At 62.8% G+C, this 19,384-nt stretch carries 14 protein-coding genes; 8 read left to right on the top strand and 6 right to left on the bottom strand.

The features are described from left to right. Nucleotides 1–354: 354 nt before the first annotated feature. Complete coding sequence (locus tag NG1_RS38770) at nt 355–606, top strand: helix-turn-helix domain-containing protein (RefSeq protein WP_168434134.1); 252 nt, start codon at nt 355–357, stop codon at nt 604–606. Here NG1_RS38770 and NG1_RS08240 read toward each other — a convergent pair. Together NG1_RS08240 and NG1_RS08235 are read right to left on the bottom strand one after the other, a co-directional pair. Continuing rightward, a complete protein-coding gene (locus tag NG1_RS08240; RefSeq protein WP_062969454.1) occupies nt 589–1,737 on the bottom strand; it encodes a helix-turn-helix domain-containing protein in 1,149 nt (382 codons plus the stop codon). The two genes, NG1_RS38770 and NG1_RS08240, sit on opposite strands and share 18 nt — an antisense overlap. Next, on the bottom strand, nt 1,724–2,449 hold the full coding sequence (locus tag NG1_RS08235) for a hypothetical protein (protein ID WP_062969453.1): 726 nt from the start codon (nt 2,447–2,449) through the stop codon (nt 1,724–1,726). The genes NG1_RS08240 and NG1_RS08235 overlap by 14 nt, the downstream gene beginning before the upstream one ends. Before the next feature lie 1,177 nt (nt 2,450–3,626). Between NG1_RS08235 and NG1_RS08230 the strand changes: the two genes are divergently transcribed. From NG1_RS08230 to NG1_RS38960, 6 genes are all read left to right on the top strand, one after another. Continuing rightward, a complete protein-coding gene (locus NG1_RS08230) occupies nt 3,627–5,165 on the top strand; it encodes a hypothetical protein (protein ID WP_157113922.1) in 1,539 nt (512 codons plus the stop codon). Next, nucleotides 5,162–7,972 (top strand): ATP-binding protein, encoded by a 2,811-nt coding sequence (locus NG1_RS08225; RefSeq protein WP_062969451.1) that lies wholly within the window; start codon nt 5,162–5,164, stop codon nt 7,970–7,972. Before NG1_RS08230 ends, NG1_RS08225 begins: the two co-directional genes overlap by 4 nt. 242 nt (nt 7,973–8,214) lie before the next feature. After that, a complete protein-coding gene (locus NG1_RS08220) occupies nt 8,215–9,867 on the top strand; it encodes a hypothetical protein (RefSeq protein ID WP_062969450.1) in 1,653 nt (550 codons plus the stop codon). After that, nucleotides 9,860–10,843 carry a nucleoside hydrolase gene (locus NG1_RS08215; RefSeq protein WP_062969449.1) on the top strand — a complete coding sequence of 328 codons (984 nt, stop codon included), beginning with the start codon at nt 9,860–9,862 and terminating at the stop codon, nt 10,841–10,843. Before NG1_RS08220 ends, NG1_RS08215 begins: the two co-directional genes overlap by 8 nt. A gap of 453 nt (nt 10,844–11,296) precedes the next feature. Next, nucleotides 11,297–12,232, top strand: coding sequence for a hypothetical protein (locus tag NG1_RS36490; RefSeq protein ID WP_157113921.1), 936 nt, complete (start codon nt 11,297–11,299; stop codon nt 12,230–12,232). A 282-nt stretch (nt 12,233–12,514) separates the two neighbouring features. Further along, nucleotides 12,515–13,261 carry a histidine phosphatase family protein gene (locus NG1_RS38960; RefSeq protein WP_084498777.1) on the top strand — a complete coding sequence of 249 codons (747 nt, stop codon included), beginning with the start codon at nt 12,515–12,517 and terminating at the stop codon, nt 13,259–13,261. A 349-nt stretch (nt 13,262–13,610) separates the two neighbouring features. On the opposite strand, the gene NG1_RS36485 is transcribed toward NG1_RS38960, so the two are convergent. From NG1_RS36485 to NG1_RS08185, 4 genes are all read right to left on the bottom strand, one after another. Next, on the bottom strand, nt 13,611–15,776 hold the full coding sequence (locus NG1_RS36485; protein ID WP_157113920.1) for a serine/threonine-protein kinase: 2,166 nt from the start codon (nt 15,774–15,776) through the stop codon (nt 13,611–13,613). Further along, entirely contained in the window at nt 15,773–16,477 is a 705-nt protein-coding gene (locus NG1_RS08195; protein ID WP_062969445.1) for a hypothetical protein, read from the bottom strand. The genes NG1_RS36485 and NG1_RS08195 overlap by 4 nt, the downstream gene beginning before the upstream one ends. 8 nt (nt 16,478–16,485) lie before the next feature. Next, nucleotides 16,486–17,364 carry a hypothetical protein gene (locus tag NG1_RS08190; RefSeq protein WP_062969594.1) on the bottom strand — a complete coding sequence of 293 codons (879 nt, stop codon included), beginning with the start codon at nt 17,362–17,364 and terminating at the stop codon, nt 16,486–16,488. A gap of 102 nt (nt 17,365–17,466) precedes the next feature. After that, nucleotides 17,467–17,964, bottom strand: a complete 498-nt coding sequence (locus NG1_RS08185) for a hypothetical protein (RefSeq protein WP_157113919.1) — start codon at nt 17,962–17,964, stop codon at nt 17,467–17,469. 372 nt (nt 17,965–18,336) lie between these two features. Here NG1_RS08185 and NG1_RS08180 point away from each other — a divergent pair, with 372 nt between their 5' ends. After that, nucleotides 18,337–19,275, top strand: coding sequence for a restriction endonuclease (locus NG1_RS08180; protein WP_062969443.1), 939 nt, complete (start codon nt 18,337–18,339; stop codon nt 19,273–19,275). Nucleotides 19,276–19,384 lie beyond the last annotated feature (109 nt).

The raw sequence follows: 19,384 nt of genomic DNA, 5'->3' as shown, positions 1-19,384 counted from the left end.
CAAGTGGGCGCTGATCTGCTGCCACAGTCGCCGGCCGTCCGGATCAGCGTGACGTAGCGGATCGAGGACTTCGGCAACTTCATGCAGTAGGAGCAATATGCGCTCGTCCGGGCGGCCCGGATCCGACCATCGGCGTGCGAGGCGGACAACTGCGGTCGCGCGCAGGATGGCGGAGTCTCCGGCTTGGTGGAGGCGCGGCGGTAGGCGGCGGTGGTCGCGTCCATATCGGCGCGGTCGCCGCAGATCTGGGAGTGACGGCGGCGACAGTGGGCAAATGGCGCCAGCGTTTCATAGAGTCGTGGCTCGACGGATTGACCAATAGCCCGCGGCCTGGGGCGTAAGAAGGCCGGGCTGGTGTTGACCGAGGAAGAACGCGCGACGTTGCAGCGGTGGGCGCGGCGGTCGAAAACCGCGCAGGCGGTGGCTTTTCGGGCGCGGATCGTTCTGGCCTGCGCCGAGGGCGTATCCAACAAGCAGGTAGCTGCGGTGTTGAGGACGCGGGAGCAGACCGTGGCCCGGTGGCGCGGCCGATTCGTGCGAAACCGCCTGCAAGGGTTGAGATTGCTCCGGAAGACCGGGGCAATCTCATCACTTGACAACTCTTAGTTGAGGCCTGGCGTCGACATCACCGAGCACATCGGTCAAGTTCTCTTCACTCCAACACAGCTCGCGTGCGAGGTCAGTTCGGCTGAAACCATGTCGCGCCGCTAGGTCTAGAGCGTCGCGGAGCAGAGTCGGAAACTCACCGGGGTAGGCTGTGAGAGGTTCGTCGCGGCGAAGATCTGCCATACCCGCCAAGCGCTGATGGGCTCGTCGGATAGATGTCTCAGACACAAGATTCAACTCGCCCATGCGATAGATCAACGACTCCACCGACACACCCCATTGCCGACTAAGCTTCTCCAGCAGGGCTATCCGCACAGATTTTGGCAGCAGTGGCTCGATCTCGCTCCGCGGCGTGAGGAACTCCGCAGCGAACTGGTCAGCTTCACGCTCCTGCTGCCGGTCCCCAGGCAGTGGATTCGGGTGCAGCAGGAGGTGACCCAACTCATGCGCGCACGTGAAGCGGAACCGGTACACCGACTTCACTCGCTCCGGCGTGATGATTACCAGTGGCCGCCCCAACGCATCCGTCGAGTAGGCGCTAACCCGTGTCACAGCGTCGTTTGTCATCGCAATAAGGCACACCACGATGCCGCGCGACTCCATCAGCGCACCAAGGTGCGAGACCGGGCCTCTACCGATACCCCAATGATGTCGCAGGCGGTGAGCGGCCTCGATCGGCGAGGTACCTTCCTCGACAGCTGGTACATCGGGATCGGGAAAGCGAACGCGCTTTTCAAGCGCGTAAGTCAGCTCCCACACCTGCTCAGCATGTGCTGCGGCCTTCGCACGATCCTTCGCCCTGGTCGAGCGCAAACTGCGAAAGTGCGCATTCGCTGCATCCAACCGGCCCAGCGGGCGACCAGCGGCGAAGTACTCGACGGGTACCTTCAGCACCTTGGATATGGTGGGCAGCAGTTCACCGCGTGGCCGACTTGCACCAGCCTCGTACTGACCGATCGCCGCAGCCGAGACACCAATCCGTTCCGCTAGTTCGGCTTTGGTCAGCTCAGCGAGGACTCTGGCCTGCGTCAGGCGGGCAGGCTCCAAGCTTTGGAGGATGTCACCGAGCCGGGGCCAGTCGTCATTGACGAATAGCTCCAACTCCGCTTGGTTCCGCCTATCGTCGCTCATCGTTCTCGGAGTTCACAGCGTCCGGTTCCGCCGGCTTCAGCTTCTGGGGCACAGCACCTGTCGTGAAGTCGCCAGTCGGTGCTGTGGAAGCAGGGCGCGAGTAGGAGACTTTCATCAGGCTCTCGCGGGCCCCGGTCCACAGGATGTTGCCGTCGTCCGTCAACGTCACCTCACCCCATTGGACCAAGTGCAGTCCGCGGACCGAACTAGAGATGGCGACGACGACCAGCCGGCCAGTTGTTACGGCGGGAAGCTTGACGACGTCCTGCAACGTTTTGAAGAACTCCCTCTCCTCCGCAGTCAAGCCGGGGTCTGGCAGATCAAAGTCGAGAACTCCCTGCTCGGCAACGGGCTTGAGGTTCGCTGCCGCGATTCTGGCATCAGAAGTTCCGAACAGGACACCCTCGGGCTCGTCCGTAGCGCTCTTCCCGAACCGCCATGGGAACAAGGCGACACCATTGACAACGGGAATTTTGTACGGCGCTTGTCCGGGACGAACCAGCACGACTCCCGGCAGCTCGCCGAGCTGTTCAAACCGCTCCAGGATGCCGCGCCAGAACTCTCCGTACACGCTCTGAGATCGGTGACCCGACGCCTCTTGGGCATCCACCGAAGCTACATGCTCGGCCCTGACCATCTCAGCGATCTCTTCGCGAATCCGCGGTCCGTACTCACCGAGCGTCTCAAGCGCCCACCGACGGCCAAGCTCCATCGTCGCCTCCTCAAGCGGTTCCGGCCGAGCCTAGCACATCACTTTAGTTGATCACCGAATCAGCACTGTTCTGCTTCAGTTCTTCGAACAGTTTCGGCGGTGCCTTCACATTAACTCAGCACGGACCGACTCACCAGCAGCATCGAGCTTAGGAGCGGGCGATGCAGAGCAGTGCCAACACCTGCTCGGTAACCGATGACCGCGACCTCGAAGTAGTCGTAGATCCTAGTCCCCTACTTGATTCGCCAAATCTCCTCCAGCACAGTACGGCTGGCGGTCGCCGCTGCGCCCGACGTCGCCCTGCTGGAGCGCGCCGTACCAGGCGACGTGTGATCACCGACAACACATGGCGAGACGCCAACCGCTTCATGTGTTTCGAAGCATCACTGATGATCGACCACATCGCTGCCGTGCGGCACGAGGGACTACCCCGGTGCACCGTGTGTGTTAAGACGTCACTTCATCGGACTTGGGGGTCCGCCAGCAGTCCGGTCGGTTCCATCTCCGCCGCCTTACACGTTGCACCTCGCCAGAGGTGTCTAAGTTTCGCCTTGCAACCCTGCAGTCCGAGCATTACTCACGCAATTTCGAATGCAAGCACAGGTGCACAGCACGGCTCGGCGGGGGCAAGTTAGCGCCGCATCCATGATCCCAGGGCAAGACACTCTCCGCCCAAAAGAGCTGATCAGCAATGGTTTTTAGAGATCATAATTACCGCCAGCAGTAGGACGCTGCTATGAGGTTGGGAGACGCAAATGTTACGGAGTTCAAGTTTGAAACACGGGCGTAGTGATTACGCCAGTGTCGTTCTTTTAATTCACGCGAATTTGACAACAACCAGTCGGATCACGGTTATTCTTCAATGACGATTCGGTTTACGCCACGCCTAAGTTTGGGGGTTGTCGTGGATCGCTTGCCGGTAATCGATCATCCTGCTCTTGCGACACGTCTGTCCGTACCGCGGGAGCGTTGGGGGTGGGAATTCACGGTCCCCTCCCCTCCACAGCCGAGCCCGCTGCTGGCGCGGATGCCGCGGTGGGTTGATCCACCGCTGCCTGCGCATGTTCAGCGGGAGGAACGTCGCGCCAGTGCAGCGCCAAAGGTGTTCGGCGCGGGGTGTGTCGTATCAGTGTGGGCAGCTGGACTGGCAGCCGCGTGGGGATTGGCGTTATGGCCAGTGGTTCTGCCAGCGGGGATTGTGGTGTCGGCTGGGTGGTGGGCGCAGGCGGTGCTGCGGGCGGGCGCGGCGCGGCGTATCTATCTGGGCTGGCGCGAGGGTGAACTCACGAAATATAAACGCGCTTACGCCGAATGGTCAGCACAGGTAAACGAACATGAGCGGCGCGAGCAGCTGCGGGTGTCGGCATCTGCATTGTGGCATCCGGTGGGTTTGAGCAGACGAGTGCGGCGCGTCGATGTGTTTGGAGGCACTGCCGACGGCTGGGCGAGCCTGCTGGGGACGCTGGGCATGTCACTGCTGGCTGAGGATGCCCGATTACTGGTGCTGGATTTCACCGAGCAGAAGGTGGCTGGGGATCTCGCCGCTTTGGCGCGTATTAGCGACCACGCCGTGTCGGTTGTTGATTTTCCCGATGCAGGTGTCGGCCTACTCGAAGGTCTGTCGCCGCAGCATGTCGGCGAGGTGATAGCCGAAGCCTTGACTGGGCTGCGGACTGGTGACGGGCGCGCTGTGCAGGTCACTGCGTTGGATGCGGAACTAGTCACATTGGTGGCAGGAGTACTGACGGCGCCAGTGACGTTCGGGCGGCTCGCGGCGGGGCTGCGGGTACTGCGCAGTATCTATGACACCGAGTACGAAACGTCGTTGTCCGCCACCGAAATCCTGCGGCTCAACCGACTGCTGGATGCTGTCGGGTCCTCGGAATCAGTGCGTGAAGAACTCCGATTCTTGGCCGGTGTGCTGGGGCTGTTGTCCGATCGTGACGCCGAGCTGGGTGGTAACCCGCTCGTGTGGCCGCGCTCGGGGTTATCGGTCGTCGCAACTTGGGGCGCGAGTGCGCGAAGCAAAGACCTGCTGGATCGGATCGTGTTCCATCGAGTGCTGCATGCAATCCGGGCTGGCGAAGACACCGCTTCGGGCGCCGTGCTGGCAGTCGCTGGTGTAGATCATCTCGGACTGACCGCCGTGGAGCTACTCGCCCGCCACGCCAGCCGAGCCGGCGTGCGGTTGATCCTGATGCTTGAGCATCTTCGCGGGGAGTTCGCTCAACTGCTCGGTGGCGGTGACAGTGCGGCGATCGTAATGCGGCTGGGGAATGCCGCCGAGGCAAGCGCAGCGGCGGACTTCGTTGGCCGGGGACACCATTTCGTGCTATCGCAGCTGACCGAGCAGATCGGCCGTAGCTTTACCGGAGGTAGCTCTGACACCGTCGGCGACTCAGTGACCTCCACGACGTCCGACAGCTTCTCCGGCGGATCGGGCAGCGTGTCGGATTCACTGTCGCGGGCAAGTACCTGGTCGCGCACTACCAGCTGGTCGGACTCCGATTCTGTATCCCAAAGCCGCACCTACGCCCGAGCCTATGAATACACGGTGGAACCGATCACTTTCCAGGCCCTGCCGACGACCGCTTTCGTGCTCGTGGAAACTGGCGACCAGGGCAGACGAGTGCTCGCTGGCGACTGCAATCCCGGCATCGCCTTGCTCGACCGTGTCGCCACGAAACCCCGGCAGCCTGCCCGGAGCCGAACATGAACAAGCTGCAGGAGTTTCGTTTCCATCAACTCGTGACCGTCCCCTCCGCAGTTGCTAGCGAACATGACGAGAGTGCGCGTGAAGGGCGGGCAGCGCTGTTCGCGGCCCTGACGGCGGCGCACCCCGAGTTGCTTCGCGAAGGTCCGGGGGCGGGGCTCGCAGTCGCGTGGGACCGCCGACCCGCGGGGCGAGCCATCCGTGTCTTGGTGGGCGGCAATCCTCGGTTTCCACCAGTAGCGTCCGAAGCGGGAGAACTTCGGGTGCTGTATCCGCCAGGCACCACCGCCCGAAACGTTGACGACGTCGTTTATCAATGGGCACAGTTGCCGGTCTGGGTCCGCTGCGGTGGACGCGCTGACTCCCTGTGGTCAGCCAGTCCAGCTGAGAAGGTTCCGCTACGAGGGTGTTTCGAGGACTATATTGCTCACCTTCCTGGCGCATTCGTATGGCTGGTCGTCGCGCAGCCGTTGCCGGACACCGATGTCGAGGCCGAGCTGGCCGAGCTCGAAGTGCGGCTGCCGCGACTCCGGGCGCGGGAGAACTCCGAACCCGACCGCATCGCGCTGCAACGCGGTGAGGCCCGCTACCGAGAACTGTCCCGCGCACGGGCAGCAGGTATGTGGTCCGTGCATGTGCTCGTCGGCGGCCCTGACGAAACTAGCACCGCTCGCGCAGCTGGCTTGCTCTGCAGCTCCTCGGATTTGGATGCCCTGCCCTACGTACTCAGCCCGCAATCGGACGCGGTGCCTCTGAGGCAGGCGTGGGAATCAACGACCACGAACGGTGCGGGATTCGCTTCCCCATTCAAGGCCAGTGGTGAGCTGCTCGCTGCATTGGCGCGGCCGCCACGGCGTGAACTGCCCGGCATCCGGGTGTGCGAGCCCGTCGCCTTCGACCTGACCCCTGAACGCGATGGGGAGATCGACCTCGGGGCGATCCTCGATGATTCCGACAGCGCAGTTGGGCGGTTCGGTGTCGACCTCGGTACCCTCAACCGGCACGGGTTCGTCGCCGGAGCTACCGGCTCCGGCAAGTCACAAACCGTCCGGCATCTGCTCGAAGGGTTGTATTCCGCCGGGGTGCCATGGCTGGTGATCGAGCCCGCCAAAGCCGAGTACGCCGGCATGGCCGGGCGCATCGACGCCCCAGTGATCCGGATCCGGCCCGGTGATCCCGACGCGGTACCGGTGGGGCTCAACCCGTTGGAACCCGAGCCCAGCTTTGCGCTGCAAACCCACATCGACCTCGTGCGCGCACTGTTTCTGGCGGCATTCGACGCTGTCGAACCGTTCCCCCAGGTGCTCGCGCACGCCCTGAGCACCTGCTACACCAACCTCGGCTGGGACACGGTGATCGGCGCACCACGCCACGAGATGATCACCCCGAAATATCCCACGCTGTCAGACCTACAGACCACCGCCCTGTCCGTCGTCAATGGCATCGGCTACGGCCGCGAAATCACCGACAACGTCCGCGGGTTCATCGACGTTCGGCTCAGCGCCTTGCGCCTGGGCACCCCTGGCCGATTTTTCGAAGGCGGCTACCACCTCGATGTTGCGGACTTGCTATCGCGCAACGCGGTGCTGGAGATCGAGGACATCGGCAGCGACACCGACAAAGCCTTCTTCATCGGCGCCATCCTCATCCGTGTCTTCGAACACCTGCGCGTACACCGCACCAATTCCTCAACGGCGTTACGTCACGTGATGGTGGTCGAAGAAGCCCACCGCCTGCTGCGGCGAGCCGAACCAGGCACGCCCGCAGCGCATGCGGTGGAGTTGTTCACCGCGCTGCTGGCCGAGATCCGCGCCTACGGCGAAGGAATTCTCGTCGCCGAGCAGATCCCCACCAAAATCTCCCCCGATGTCGTCAAGAACACCGCGCTGAAAATCGTGCACCGCTTACCTGCCGCCGAGGACCGCGACCTCGTTGGTGCCACCATGAACCTCGACCCATCCCAATCCCGTCACCTTGTCTCGTTAACAGCCGGACGCGCAGTCGTGTTCACCGAGGGCATGGACCGCCCCATCCGTATTGACGTTCCTCTCGGCGAATCCCGCGAAGCGTGCCGACCAGCCCCAACACCGGCGCTGTCCCCGGCCCCACGCGAGACACCGCTGAGCCTGCGAGATCTGCATCATGCCCACGCTCTCGCCGACGACCCACGGCTGACGGTATGGATCGAGCTGATGGTGATCGCGCACCTCGTCGGTCGTCCTAGTCCACGGCCGAACCCCGACTGGCTCTCCGCATGGGCCGCCAGCGCCAAGCCAGCAATCGTGACCGAAGCCGTCACCTACCGCATCCGGACCGCAATCGACCAGCGATACACCGGACTAGCAATCTACTTTCCACCACACCAGCTCGCCGACCACCTTTCTGCACTCGCCACAGCAGCGCTCCGCCGCACAGCCTCCGCCTGCTTGGATAACGAAACACATTGGCAAGCAGGGAGATACCGCTGGGCGGATGTCGAGTACGCCCTGCACGATCCCGCCGTGCCCCCATACCAACCGCACCCTGCCACCGACGTATGGGCACAGCGCGGACTCCACCTCCAGGGCGCGACAGTTGCCGAGCAGCGCGACCTTCTTCACGATCACCCGGATAACTGGGCCGATCCCCACATCGTGACCGGTCCCGATCCTATGGTGCTGGCTACCGGCATCGAGCGGCTCAGCCATGCCCACTCGATCGAGCAACGACTTCGTCATGCCACGACACACCTCAATGGGCTGACGCGATGGCCGTTGTCCCTGCTTGAAGCGCCCGACGATGCGCCGACGCCGCTGCGGGGTGAGCCGTGATGGTCGCTGCTGTTTCCCGTACACAACGCATAGGCCGACCGGCGATGCCTGCGGGCGTGTGCCCAAAGAGCAATCTGCTCCCCCACCGAGCGGCGCGGCGAGCGACCAACAGCTCCCGCCGCTACGGACTCCTACCGGCACATCGCCTCATGCCGACGGCTCCGCGACGCAACCGGCCAGCTTCTCTCGGCACTTCGGTGACCGCTCTCCCTCATCACCGATCCCACCGTTCAGGACTCGCCATGAACGTCGATGCACGCCATCACCCCGACGACGACCAATCCAAACGTGGACCCGGGGACGAGACATCCACGCGGCAACGCTTGCTGGACAACGGCCACAACACCACCGACGCCCAAAAGATGTGGCACGTCGACACCCGAGGCAAATCCGATGACCGCCCGGCGCGGCCGGTGACTGGTGCCGATCCACCTCTCACCACCGCCGCCGAAAGGCTACGACAAAACGACTACCCCGATCCAGGCGCCATTAGGCGAGAACCCGACACCGGGTCCAGCGACCACGCGCAAGCTACAGAACAGACCACGGCTCCCCCGACCTTCGATCAGACCGCCACCAGAGACACCGAGCTGCGATCAGCCTCTGACGATGCGCCTGACACGCAGCTCGAGTCCACTCGGGAGCGGATCATGGCCGACGCGGCCGCACGCGCTGAGCAGCAACTCGATGAAGTGTGCACCGTTTTCGGTATCGATACCCCTGAGCGGATCGGCGCGGTCGCGAAGGCTCGGGATGTCATCGCAGAGACTTTGGCACCATTTACCGTCGATGCCACGATCCGGTTGCTCCGCGGCGTACGCAGCGAGATCGCAGAGCAACCCAACGCAGTGGTAGGCATCGTCTACCGCGACGGTGGCACCATCGGCATGGCCATCAAGGAACTCGACGCCGACCTATACGAATCACATTGCCGACCGGTGTACCTGTCACGAAAAACCACCGAAGCTGTACTGCAAGATCAGGAGAATGCTGCAGAACGGACGTTCTCCTTACCTGAGCAGTTTCGCGTACGAGACAAGCCGGACCCCGCTGAGATTCCTGGTGCCTCCATGCGCACCGGAAAGCATCTGGTGCGCAGCGGGCTACCGGTCACCACCCCGGGCGCCCACATCATCCTGGTCGATTCCGGACACAAAGGCACCATCCAGGAGCAACTGAACGCAGCATTCCCCAAACCGACCTACAGCGGCCACTACCTGTTCCACGTCCAAGCCGAACGCGATCCACACCCGGACGCCAAAACTGGCCACGTCCTGCATCAATCGCCCGAACGCACCTTCCCGGCCGAAGCCGACGACCCGGCCAGAATCTACGCCGAAAAGGACCCGGCCGTGGTGTTCGAGCACCTGCTCCGCGGAATCATGTCGACCACCCACGGACACGACAACCGCGGCAGCCCCATCCACGCCCGGGAGATCCCGTCGCTCGACCAGATCAATCCTCTGGTCGTTGCCCCCGAATACGCCGATCGGGGTGTTCGGATCGCGATTATGGACATCGCCCAGCGCACCGTCACCAACTGCGCCCGCACCATCGCCGAACTCGACAAAGCCGGTATCGACTACCAACCCAACCTGGCCGAACAGGCCCGTACCTGCACCCAACGGGTGCGATCATGGGCCCACGGCCACGACACCGGTGACCCTGCGTTCAACGCATTGGCGGACTCGTTCGTCCGCCGCGCCGATAAGGATCTGATCCCCCGATTACGCGCCGTCATTACCGACCTCGAACTCGGTGAGGCCGCTACCACTGCGGCATGGCGGGGCTACCAGCAGCTCTCACTCGCCGATAAGGAGCGCTACGTAGAGCAACTCGAACTCACCACTCGATCGCCGGGCTCGGCTCCACCGGAAGGAACACCCCATGGGTGACTATGACGACACCGACGAAACCATCGAATCCGCATACGCTGCAATGCTGGGCTTCGCCACGCGCTACCCCGAGTACTCCTCCCTTGCCGCCAAACTCCGTGCCGCCGGACCCCCATCACCACGAGTCCTGGGCACTCCGATCATTCTGGACACCGACATCGGCGGCGACCCCGACGACGCCGTCGCCCTCACCTGCGCCGCCCGGCAGCCCGAGCTTGCGCTAGTGATCACTGCCGACGAATACAACGGCCAGCGAGCACGGCTCGCCCGCTACTTGCTCGACCTGTTGGGACGGCCCGACGTTGCCGTTGTGGCCGGCGCCGACCTCGGCAACACCCGCGACTGGGTCGCCGAGGGGCTGACGCCGACCAGCGTCGCCGCCCAGCCAGATGACGTCGTTGCCGCTGTCCGCGCTGTCTGCACGGATGCTGACGGACCGGTTCGCTGGGTCGGGTGTGCGCCGCTCACCAACCTTGCTGCAGTCCTGCGCACCGACCCCGACCTCGCGCGACAACTGGTTATCACCCAGATGGGCGGTGCCATCAACTACCGAGACCCCGCCCGTGCCGAACACAACTTCCGGCTCGACCCCGACGCCGCCCGTTTCGTCGTCGCCACAGCGCCAGAACTCACACTTGTGCTGTCTGATGTCACGTTTACTGACGAGATCGCGATCAGTGCCAGCACTGACCTCTTCACCGCCCTGGCTGCACCCGATGGGCCGGAATGGGCCGGGCTGCTGGCCGCGCACCTTGAACGCTGGTTCAGCTTGCGCTACCCCGCCAGCAAGCAGCACGACCCGCTCACCCTCACCGTCGCCCTCGAACTTCCCTTCGTCGAACTCTCCCGCCCCAGCATCCTGGTCGCTGCCGACGCCCGCATGAGCGTCGATCCCGCCGGTCACCCCACCTGGGTCACCTCTGACGCCGACTATCCCGCTTTCCGTCGCTGGCTTGCCACCCAACTCGCCACCTGACCTAGGACGCACCGGTGCCCCTCTGGGAGTGCGAGCGCACATCGGACGCTCGCCTACAGCCACGGGTCACCTGCACGACAGCCCCCACGACGACCGCAATCACCGCGATCCCGACCAGCACCACACCAGCATCGATCGATCCCCCACACCGGCTGTGCCTGCCCATCTTGTGATCACATCCTCTCTCTCGCTTCAAGATTCAGTGGTGCCGCGTCCCGTCGGCAGTGCCGCCGGGCCTCGGAATCGAGCCTACGGGTACACCGAACCCGAAGTGAGGGGCAATCTTTCGGCGATGTTTGGTGCAGTGCCCATGATCGTCCGCACACAAGGCATCATTTGCCTGTGAGATCATCACGGACCGACACGCCACTTGAGGATGCGCTGCTCGACTTCTGCGGTAAGGGAGCCCGAAAACTAACTCCCGAGGCACTCGCGGCCTCTGGAGAGGAGGTCATGTCCGCCCTGACTGGAGCACCCGCCCCTGATGACCTACCCACATGCACCGCCCTAGCCAGCTGGATCGTCAACGGCATCCACAAGCAGATCGCAGCACTCAATGACCCCATGGACAAGGGGATCGCGCAGATCGCGCTTGCTGCACACCCTGACCTGCACGGAAAGTACATCGAGGAACGCCTTAAAGCTTTCTGCAATAAAAGAACCTTCACCAAGAACCAGTATTACGACCGCCGCCGTCGGGTCGTTCGCGAAATCACTGCTGGCCTCGTAGCCAGCTATCATGCGCGCAACGCGAAAGGCGCCACGCATGTACCAGCTGATCGCGGCACATCCCCAGTCATCCTCCGCACGGGACGGGTACCCAACATTTTCCTTGCCGGCTACTACCGCGGTTCATCGTTAGATCCAGTCGCGACCACGTTGGGTGCTACCCTGGCACAACAGCCTGTACCGGTCAATGTCTGGTCGATGGCATCCAAGGCGGGGCTCTTGACCGGATATGCCATGGCGGCCGAGTCAAAAATCATGAATACCTACACGCCCGAGCGCTACACTCTCTTCCGCCGCACCGGATCTCGCAGGCGCCAGCCCATCTACCGTTACCTCGGGCGGACCGAGTGCCTTCCCGGCAGTCTCAACGAAGCCCGTTTGAGCATCCTCAGCCGATCCGATATCGCCATCGCCTTTGCCGGTGACGCTGGAACAGCCTATGAACTTCAGTTGGCCGACCAGCTCGGCATTCCCGTAGTGCCGTTTGCTGCTACCGGCGGAGCTGCCTGGGATCGCTGGGAGGCGGACAGCGCCGCCATAGCGAAGCACGACCCGACCATCGCAGCTACGTATCACGATCTTGCCAACCCAGACAAGACCACTTCTTTGCACGCAACGGTTCGAATGGTCACCCACCTGCTCCTAGAGCCTGCCTCCTAAGTCAAGCGTGGCCTAAGCCGTGACGGTCAACCGACCGAAAGGCGGGGCCATCACGGCTGCCCAGGTCTGGAGCTTCGTCATGTCTGGACTGTTGAGATCGTTCGCCCGCTGACAGCAGCGGTTAGCGACTGCACCGAACGCCACCAGCCCAAGCCATCGCATGGGCCGGCCCGGCGGCCATCGAACACTCGTGACGCTGACCACAGTTGCGCACACCGCACCATCGAGTCGCTCACCCAACTAGTACACACCCTTGAACCTAATCCGAGGAAGTACAGCTCAATGCCCCCTCCGTCCCCGGCAGATCCACGTTGCTCTGCTTCCGAGACTGCTCCGCAACCACGCCAAACGATACGAGCTCGCGGTTTGCGTCTGATCCTCGTCCGACACGGTGAAAGCTTCAGCAACGTCGATGGCGTGATCGCTGGTCACCGAGCATGCCTCGGCCTCACCGACCGCGGCCACAGCCAAGCCGTGGCTGTCGCTGAATATCTCGCAGCTGAACGACACCGCCTCGGCGCCATCGCGGTGTACTCAACTGGAGTGCGACGAGCTGTACAAACCGCTGAACCGATCGCGCACCAACTCGGGGTGCCAGTGCGACCGGAATTTCCTTACAACGAGCACGGGACCGCCGAAGGTCAACGACGACACGAAATCATTGCGGACCCAACGCACCCACTGGCTCTGTCCCCCGACTATCCGATTGCCGCAGGAGCCGACTCCTGGCCTGCAGCGGCCCAGCGCGTCGGCCGCAAACTCGACATATTGACTACCCAGCACCCGGGTGCAACCGTCGTACTCGCCTGCCATAGGGAGACGATCCTGGCTGCAGCTCAACACTTCCAACGAATACCACCCACTCTCACCTATGCCAGCGCCGAAGTCGACTACACCGCAATTACCGAATGGGAGCGCCGCCCACGAACGAGAAATCCTCAGCAATGGCGATGGGTGCTGATCAGGCACAACGACACGCGACATCTGGAGAAGGCCGGAATACCGGCAGGGTCTGGACTATTTTACTGAAGACGCTTTGTGTGTCGTAATGAAAGCACGTGATGCACACAGGTCGGCGGCACCACGCGCCTCCGTCGAGCCACCTTGTAACGCTCGACGGGGCGCTGCCGGCTACGAATGCTGAGCGAGCATATTCCCACTCCACCCGCAGCCTTCGAACGCCTCTATCCGAAGCTACTTCAGTCAAGGACTAGCGCTCGCGACTGATCAAGAATGGCCCTGGAGCAGCTCTCGATGACGATAGGTGGTGCGGTGCGACGAAATCCTAAGCCGTCACCTCCGCTCACTTGTCGAAATCGTACTGTCTGGCCGACGGCCATGGTGGCAGGGTGGCCGTGATCTCGCCAGTAGCGTGCTGTCAATAGAGCTCGAAGGAGTCGCGTTCGATCCGGAAACCCCAACCCGTCGTCCTGTCACGGCAGGTTATGCCTCGATAGCGGTCGCTGTCGCAGGTGAACGGCCCATAGGATCGCGAGGTGCCGTACTCCAGAACGGGGAGGGTGTGGTCGATTAGCGAGTCCGACACACACGGGAAATGTGCTCCTCCACCAGCGGAGAGCATGATCGAGTGCCCGAATCTCGGCTGGTTGCAGTCCGGTGGCGCGGGCGGCGGCTGGTAGAGGATCTTGTCGGCGTCGCACCGAACGGTCGCCGGCGCTTCGAAGGTCACCACGCATGACAGGTTCGTGCTTTTCGACTGGAACCGTACCGGTTGCGGAGCCGAGGCCGGTTGCGGTTCCTGCCGGTCTTTCGCCATCGAGCTCAGCACAGCGAGACCGAGCACGACTGCGAGAAACGCCAGTACCACTTTGCTACCGGTACGCACTCGTGATCGCGGGCGCAGCTGCCGGGACCGCTGTACGTATACCGCGTGCGGCTGAGCGCTATAGCCGTACTGCGGTGTTCCCGATGACCAGGTTGCAGGACGTGGCTGTTGTATATGAACAGTCCGTGGCACATCAGCGGCCGGGACCGGCGACGGCGGGCGCGGAGGCTTTGGGGTGTACGTCGGTTCGGGCTTTGGTGGTGGGGCAGTTGGCGGCGGCGCGGGCGCTGGGTGGCGGGCCATCATGGTGCTCAGCAAGTCGCTGGTCGTACTACCGGCGCCTGTTGGAACCGTCCGTTTTGGCGGTGGGCTGGATGGATCTGTCGCCGTCTGCGCTTTGGGGGTTGAGGGCTGTTTGGGCGCCTGGCTACGGGGCGACGCCGATGCCTTTGCGACGAGTGCGCGGTAGGTTGCGTCGTCGAGGACCTGGAGCTGATTGGCTCGCGAGAGCACCATTTGCGGCGTGAGATTGGTTGTGCTGTAGTCGTTTTCGTAGAGTGTGACGAGTTCGATCAAAGCAACCCGCGCGTTGCGGAGTTTGGGCAAGGTTTTTCCACCGTGGCGCCGCTGCAGTTCGGTGACAACAGCGCCGAAGACAACGATCGTGAAGTCGCCGTTCTTGTAGTCGCCGAAGTTGAGAAAGGCGATCGGGTTGCCGCGCCAGTCCTGTGTCACATAGGCGCGCACGACCGTGCCGACAACGGTGACCTGATCGCCTTGCCGTCGACGTAGTGCGGCGGCGTTGTTGGCAAGCAGTACATCCAGCCCTGCCCGGACGTGAACTTTGGCAGCCCGCGGCGGTGTTGGTTCCCCGCGTAGAGCGCGCACGACGTGTTTGTATTCCGTAGTGGATGCGCTCTTGAGCCGCTGAGTTCGCGTGGCCAGGGGGCCTGCCAGCAGTGCGGCGAAGACCTCGGACTTGTCGGGATCGGCGAAGTCGGGTGCACTGAACAGCAGGTTCTGTCCGCCTCCGCCGAAGCGGTCATACAGGTCCGGGTCGCGGCTGATGGCGTCGAGGGACAGGTCGATGACGTAGGCGGAGAAGGCGTCGATCTCTTCGTCGTAGGTGGTATCGCCGCGATCGGGGTGTTGGTAATTCGGGTGTCCGCGTTCGGCCGCTCCGAAGGGAGCGAGCTCTGGCAGGTACATGCCGTCGTAATCGATCAACGTGATCGACTGGTCGGCGCCGACCATGATGTTGCCGTGTTGGAGGTCGCCGTGTGCGACGCCGAGGGCGTGCAGCTCCGTGAGCGCGTTGGCCAGCGCCCGACGAACATCGTTGAGTTTGTCGGGTTCGTCGAAGTGGTCGTCGACCCAGTCGCCGAGGGGATCGCCCGTGATCCACGGCATTCGTACCGTCGGAAACGGGTTGCCTGCCACCACGATTCCCTGTGGGTCGTAGTGCACATTCACCATGAAGTCGAGTTGCGGGTTGCGGGCGACAAATCGAGCGATCTGCTCGTAACGCTGGGCGAGCGCGTCGTCGGTGCCAAGTTTGTGGAAGCAGCGCACGGCGTAGCTCTGGCCACCAGCGGTGTTGTCGATGCGGAAGGTGGCAGCGAAGCCGCCAGACGCGACTGCCGCGATTTTCATGGGAGTTAGCGCTGGCTGGCCGCTTTGCAGCTCAGGGTCACGGGGAAACGCATATTGGGGATGAAGGACGGCTTGTTGGTATTCGAGAAGGCTCGGGAGACTCATAGCATCACCACGCAGACGGTCGTGTCGTCAGGTGCCATCCCGCCGACCGATCGTGCGTAGTCGACCCAGTCAGCGAATTCGCTGGTGTCAGTCAGCAAGTCAGTCTGAACCAGTTCCTGCCGAACCTCCGCCCCTGCGCCCAGGAGATACGCCGCTGCCGCGTCCGTGGCAAGGATCAGCGCGTCGCCGTCTTCGCAACTGGCCCGGTGTTCCCACACGTGGTCGATAAACGTGTCCCGCGCGGGGACGGTGGAGACAAGTGCCGGACGACGACCGAAGTCCTCAACTCGATGCAGCGGGCCGGCGATCAGGACATCGCCACCACGCACATGCAGCAGACAGGTGTCGCCAATGCCGCGAGCGTGGTAGCGACGATGAGCAATGTCAGTTTCGACGGCCAGGAAGGTCGCGGCCCCTCCTTCCGCGATCTTGGCCGTGGCGTACCAGGGCAGGTCGTCATCCGAAACGGCCGCGAGCCACTGTGTTCGCAGTGCTGCCAGACACACCGGATCGAGCGGGTCGTTGCCATCGCGGACAAACGATGACACCAGAAGTTCAGCCCAGATGTCGGGCCGGGCGGTGCGTGATGCACCGTCAGCCATCGCGATCCGGCCGCCGAGGTGATCGCAGCGGTCTTCATTGTCCGTGTCGGTCTCGCCCGGCTTCGGCACGCTCCTCCAACGGACCTGCACCTGGTCCACGGACAGGCTCAGCTCTCGATGGCCCGGATGCCGCTGGTCAGTTCTTTCAGGCCGGTCGGCGTCACCGCCCGCGTCCCCAGATCCAAGAAGTTGAACACACTGGTTGCGTCGGCGTTGTACAGAAATCCGCGGGCACCCGTTTCGAGCTGCACACCGGTGCCCCGAGCAGCTTCAAACATCGCAGGCGGCAGCGGGCTGGACATACCAAACAGCATGTCAGCGTTGTAATCAGGGAGCGCCGCGCTGGTGCTGGGGTACGAGAACGACCGCTGCTCGGCGCCTGACAAGTGGACGTTGAAGATCAGCGAAGCGCCATCATCGGTCCCGATCGCCGCGATCCGTTTTGCTGCGACGGTCGGATCACCGTCGGTGCTCTCGCCATCGGTGATGTTGACGACCAACGGCGGATAGCTCGACGGATGGTCAGCGCACCACGCTGCCACGATAGGCTCGGCGGCGCGGAAGGCTCCCGTCATCGGCGTCATTCCTCCTGCCACCGGCTCGATCCAGACGGGGAACGGTTTCTCCACCTGAACCGGCCGACCGGTGTGGTCAACGGTTTGCCCCACCCTCGATTCGACACGCTTCGGCCCCCGGCCGAGTTCGCCGATTGTCAGGATCGGGCGGTGAGCAGCTGCGCCAGGGAGCTGAAGACGGACGTCGACGCCGTAACCGAGCGCGCATACCTCGAAGTAGTCATAGATTCGTTCGGTGCCCTTGCTGCAGAGCGCAATGGCGTTGTTCAGGGTCGTGTTCACCGCCTCGGCCAGAGCCTGCGCTTTCGACGCACCAGTCCCCGCCCATGCTTCTTCCATCGAGTATGACTGGTCGATCAGCAGCATGAGCAATGCTGGCCGCCGTCGGTTGATCTCGGCCGAATAGGCCATGACACCCTCCCTCGTGTTGATGCGCCTTCCGATCCCCGCGCACAGTGCGAATTGCATTCAGACGAACAGGCCCACGATACCGTCAGATACCGACCTGTCACCTCAACAACGGCTCGGATAGCCTTGCTGTACTACATATTTCGCGAGTTTGTCCACAGCAGCCGGATCGCCAGGCAGGGCCGCCGCCAGCACACGCCGGCCGTCGCTGACACACACGTAGATGCCTGACGGCCACTGACCCCACAATGATCGCGGGGCCGTCTCTAGTTCCGTCGCAGGGTCAAGCAGGAGCACCTGCGTCTGCTGCCCACGCGGACTCGCGTGCTCGACCCAAAGAATCCGCCCGCCCTCGTCCGCTGCTGCCGCGGTCAGGGTGAGCCAACGCAGCCGCGCCTCCCGCAGACGCCGAAGGCGCCGGTATGTCTCACCGGCCAGCACAGGAAACAACAAGAAGACGACCGCCAGAATCAGCCCAACGTCGGGCTGCCGCCACATCAGCCACACCCCAAACAGGACCGCGATACTCTCGACGACCTTCGCCCAGGTACCGGGTCCCGCAACCAGCGCCCGATACGTGGCCGCCGCCGGAATGATGGTCATGAACGCGACCGCGATACACCCCCTCGCCATCCACCACGGCAAGGACGACAGCGAGAACCCCACACAGCATGCCGACGCCGGTGACCGCCAGCACGTATGGCGGCGTGCGAACTGGCGGAATCACAGACTGCGAAACGCTCATTAGGCCACCCCCGACGCCGATGGGACATCACGCTCCAACCTTCCACCCTCGGAACGCGACCGCGTCGAGGATAGTCCAGCCGCCCGGAACGCACACCTGCAATCCGTTGGAGCTCACCGCAGCGGAAGGACGGGGAAGCGACGGGCTTCCGCCGATCGAGGGAGTATGGTCGGTCGGGGCGCGTGGCGGCGCGACGACAATGACTCTCAGGATTGAAAGGTCCATGGAAGGTGCCCGCGACTTCTCCGCGCAAACGGATCTCGGCTCAGGCGTACCAGGCGCTGCAGAAGGCATTGCCCGTCGTCTTCTGGTACAAGGAACGCACGCTGAAGCCCTTCCTTAAGGCGGCGTTCCGCGAGCACCCGAACGTACTTGTGGGGCTTGACTTCAAGGAGTGGACCAAGTACAAGATCGTCGATGTACTGATCGGCCGACTGTTGACTCAGGAGGCAACGTATCAGGACGCAACGATCCATCTAATGATGGAAGTGGCCAATATGACACGCTTCTTCGACCTTGAGGACTTAGAGGACTCCGCAACGCGAATCGCTACGGCGCGCAGAGCCGTTGCCGAAATGAAGCGGCATACCGAACTGTTTGAAATGTTGCTCAGTGAGCGCGAACGGCTTGCGGCTCAGCAAGCCGTGTTCGAGCAACAGCTCGCCTCGCAAAAGAAGTTTGATCAGACACTTGAGCAGATGAAACAACACTTCATTGCGATGCATAGTACCGACAATCCCCACTCGCGCGGAAAAGCGTTCGAAGGCTTCTTGTACCAGCTATTCAGCCTCTTCGACCTCAACCCGAGCGTCGCCTATGAACTTGACACCGAACAGATTGACGGCGCATTCACCCACGACAGCGACGACTACATTGTCGAAGCCAGGTGGCGGAAAGAAAAGGTCAGCCGCGAGCAGGCAGATGCCTTCGCCAAGAAAGTGGAACGGAGGCTCCGGATTACATTGGGCCTTCTCGTCAGTGTTACCGGATTCACGAAGGACGCAGTCCAAGAGTACAACAAAAGCACACCGTTCCTCACCATGGATGGGACGGATCTCATGTGCGTCCTTGAGGGACGCATACGGCTCGATGACATGCTCACCAGAAAGAAGCGCCACGCCAGTGAGACCGGTCAATGCTACTTTCCGGTCAGCGAAATGGTCATATAAAGCGCCACATCTGAAGGCGTCGCAACGCTGCAAGATTCGACTACTGTCGAACCATTCGCGAAATCTCGGCTCGCCGTAGCGAATCAATCGCCAGGGCCATCGACGGACA

Origin of the sequence: Nocardia gamkensis NBRC 108242 (assembly GCF_001612985.1) — a bacterium.
Taxonomy (GTDB): Bacteria; Actinomycetota; Actinomycetes; order Mycobacteriales; family Mycobacteriaceae; genus Nocardia; species Nocardia gamkensis.
This window is presented reverse-complemented; position numbering and strand designations above follow the sequence as displayed.

What these genes read in the sequence shown, in the direction of transcription:
- NG1_RS36490 (WP_157113921.1), top strand. Translation starts at nt 11,297, where the DNA reads ATGTCCGCCCTGACTGGAGCACCCGCCCCTGATGACCTACCCACATGC.
- NG1_RS08220 (WP_062969450.1), top strand. Translation starts at nt 8,215, where the DNA reads ATGAACGTCGATGCACGCCATCACCCCGACGACGACCAATCCAAACGT.
- NG1_RS08225 (WP_062969451.1), top strand. Translation starts at nt 5,162, where the DNA reads ATGAACAAGCTGCAGGAGTTTCGTTTCCATCAACTCGTGACCGTCCCC.
- NG1_RS08185 (WP_157113919.1), bottom strand. Translation starts at nt 17,964, where the DNA reads ATGACCATCATTCCGGCGGCGGCCACGTATCGGGCGCTGGTTGCGGGA.
- NG1_RS08190 (WP_062969594.1), bottom strand. Translation starts at nt 17,364, where the DNA reads ATGGCCTATTCGGCCGAGATCAACCGACGGCGGCCAGCATTGCTCATG.
- NG1_RS38960 (WP_084498777.1), top strand. Translation starts at nt 12,515, where the DNA reads ATGCCCCCTCCGTCCCCGGCAGATCCACGTTGCTCTGCTTCCGAGACT.
- NG1_RS08215 (WP_062969449.1), top strand. Translation starts at nt 9,860, where the DNA reads ATGGGTGACTATGACGACACCGACGAAACCATCGAATCCGCATACGCT.
- NG1_RS36485 (WP_157113920.1), bottom strand. Translation starts at nt 15,776, where the DNA reads ATGAGTCTCCCGAGCCTTCTCGAATACCAACAAGCCGTCCTTCATCCC.
- NG1_RS08240 (WP_062969454.1), bottom strand. Translation starts at nt 1,737, where the DNA reads ATGAGCGACGATAGGCGGAACCAAGCGGAGTTGGAGCTATTCGTCAAT.
- NG1_RS08235 (WP_062969453.1), bottom strand. Translation starts at nt 2,449, where the DNA reads ATGGAGCTTGGCCGTCGGTGGGCGCTTGAGACGCTCGGTGAGTACGGA.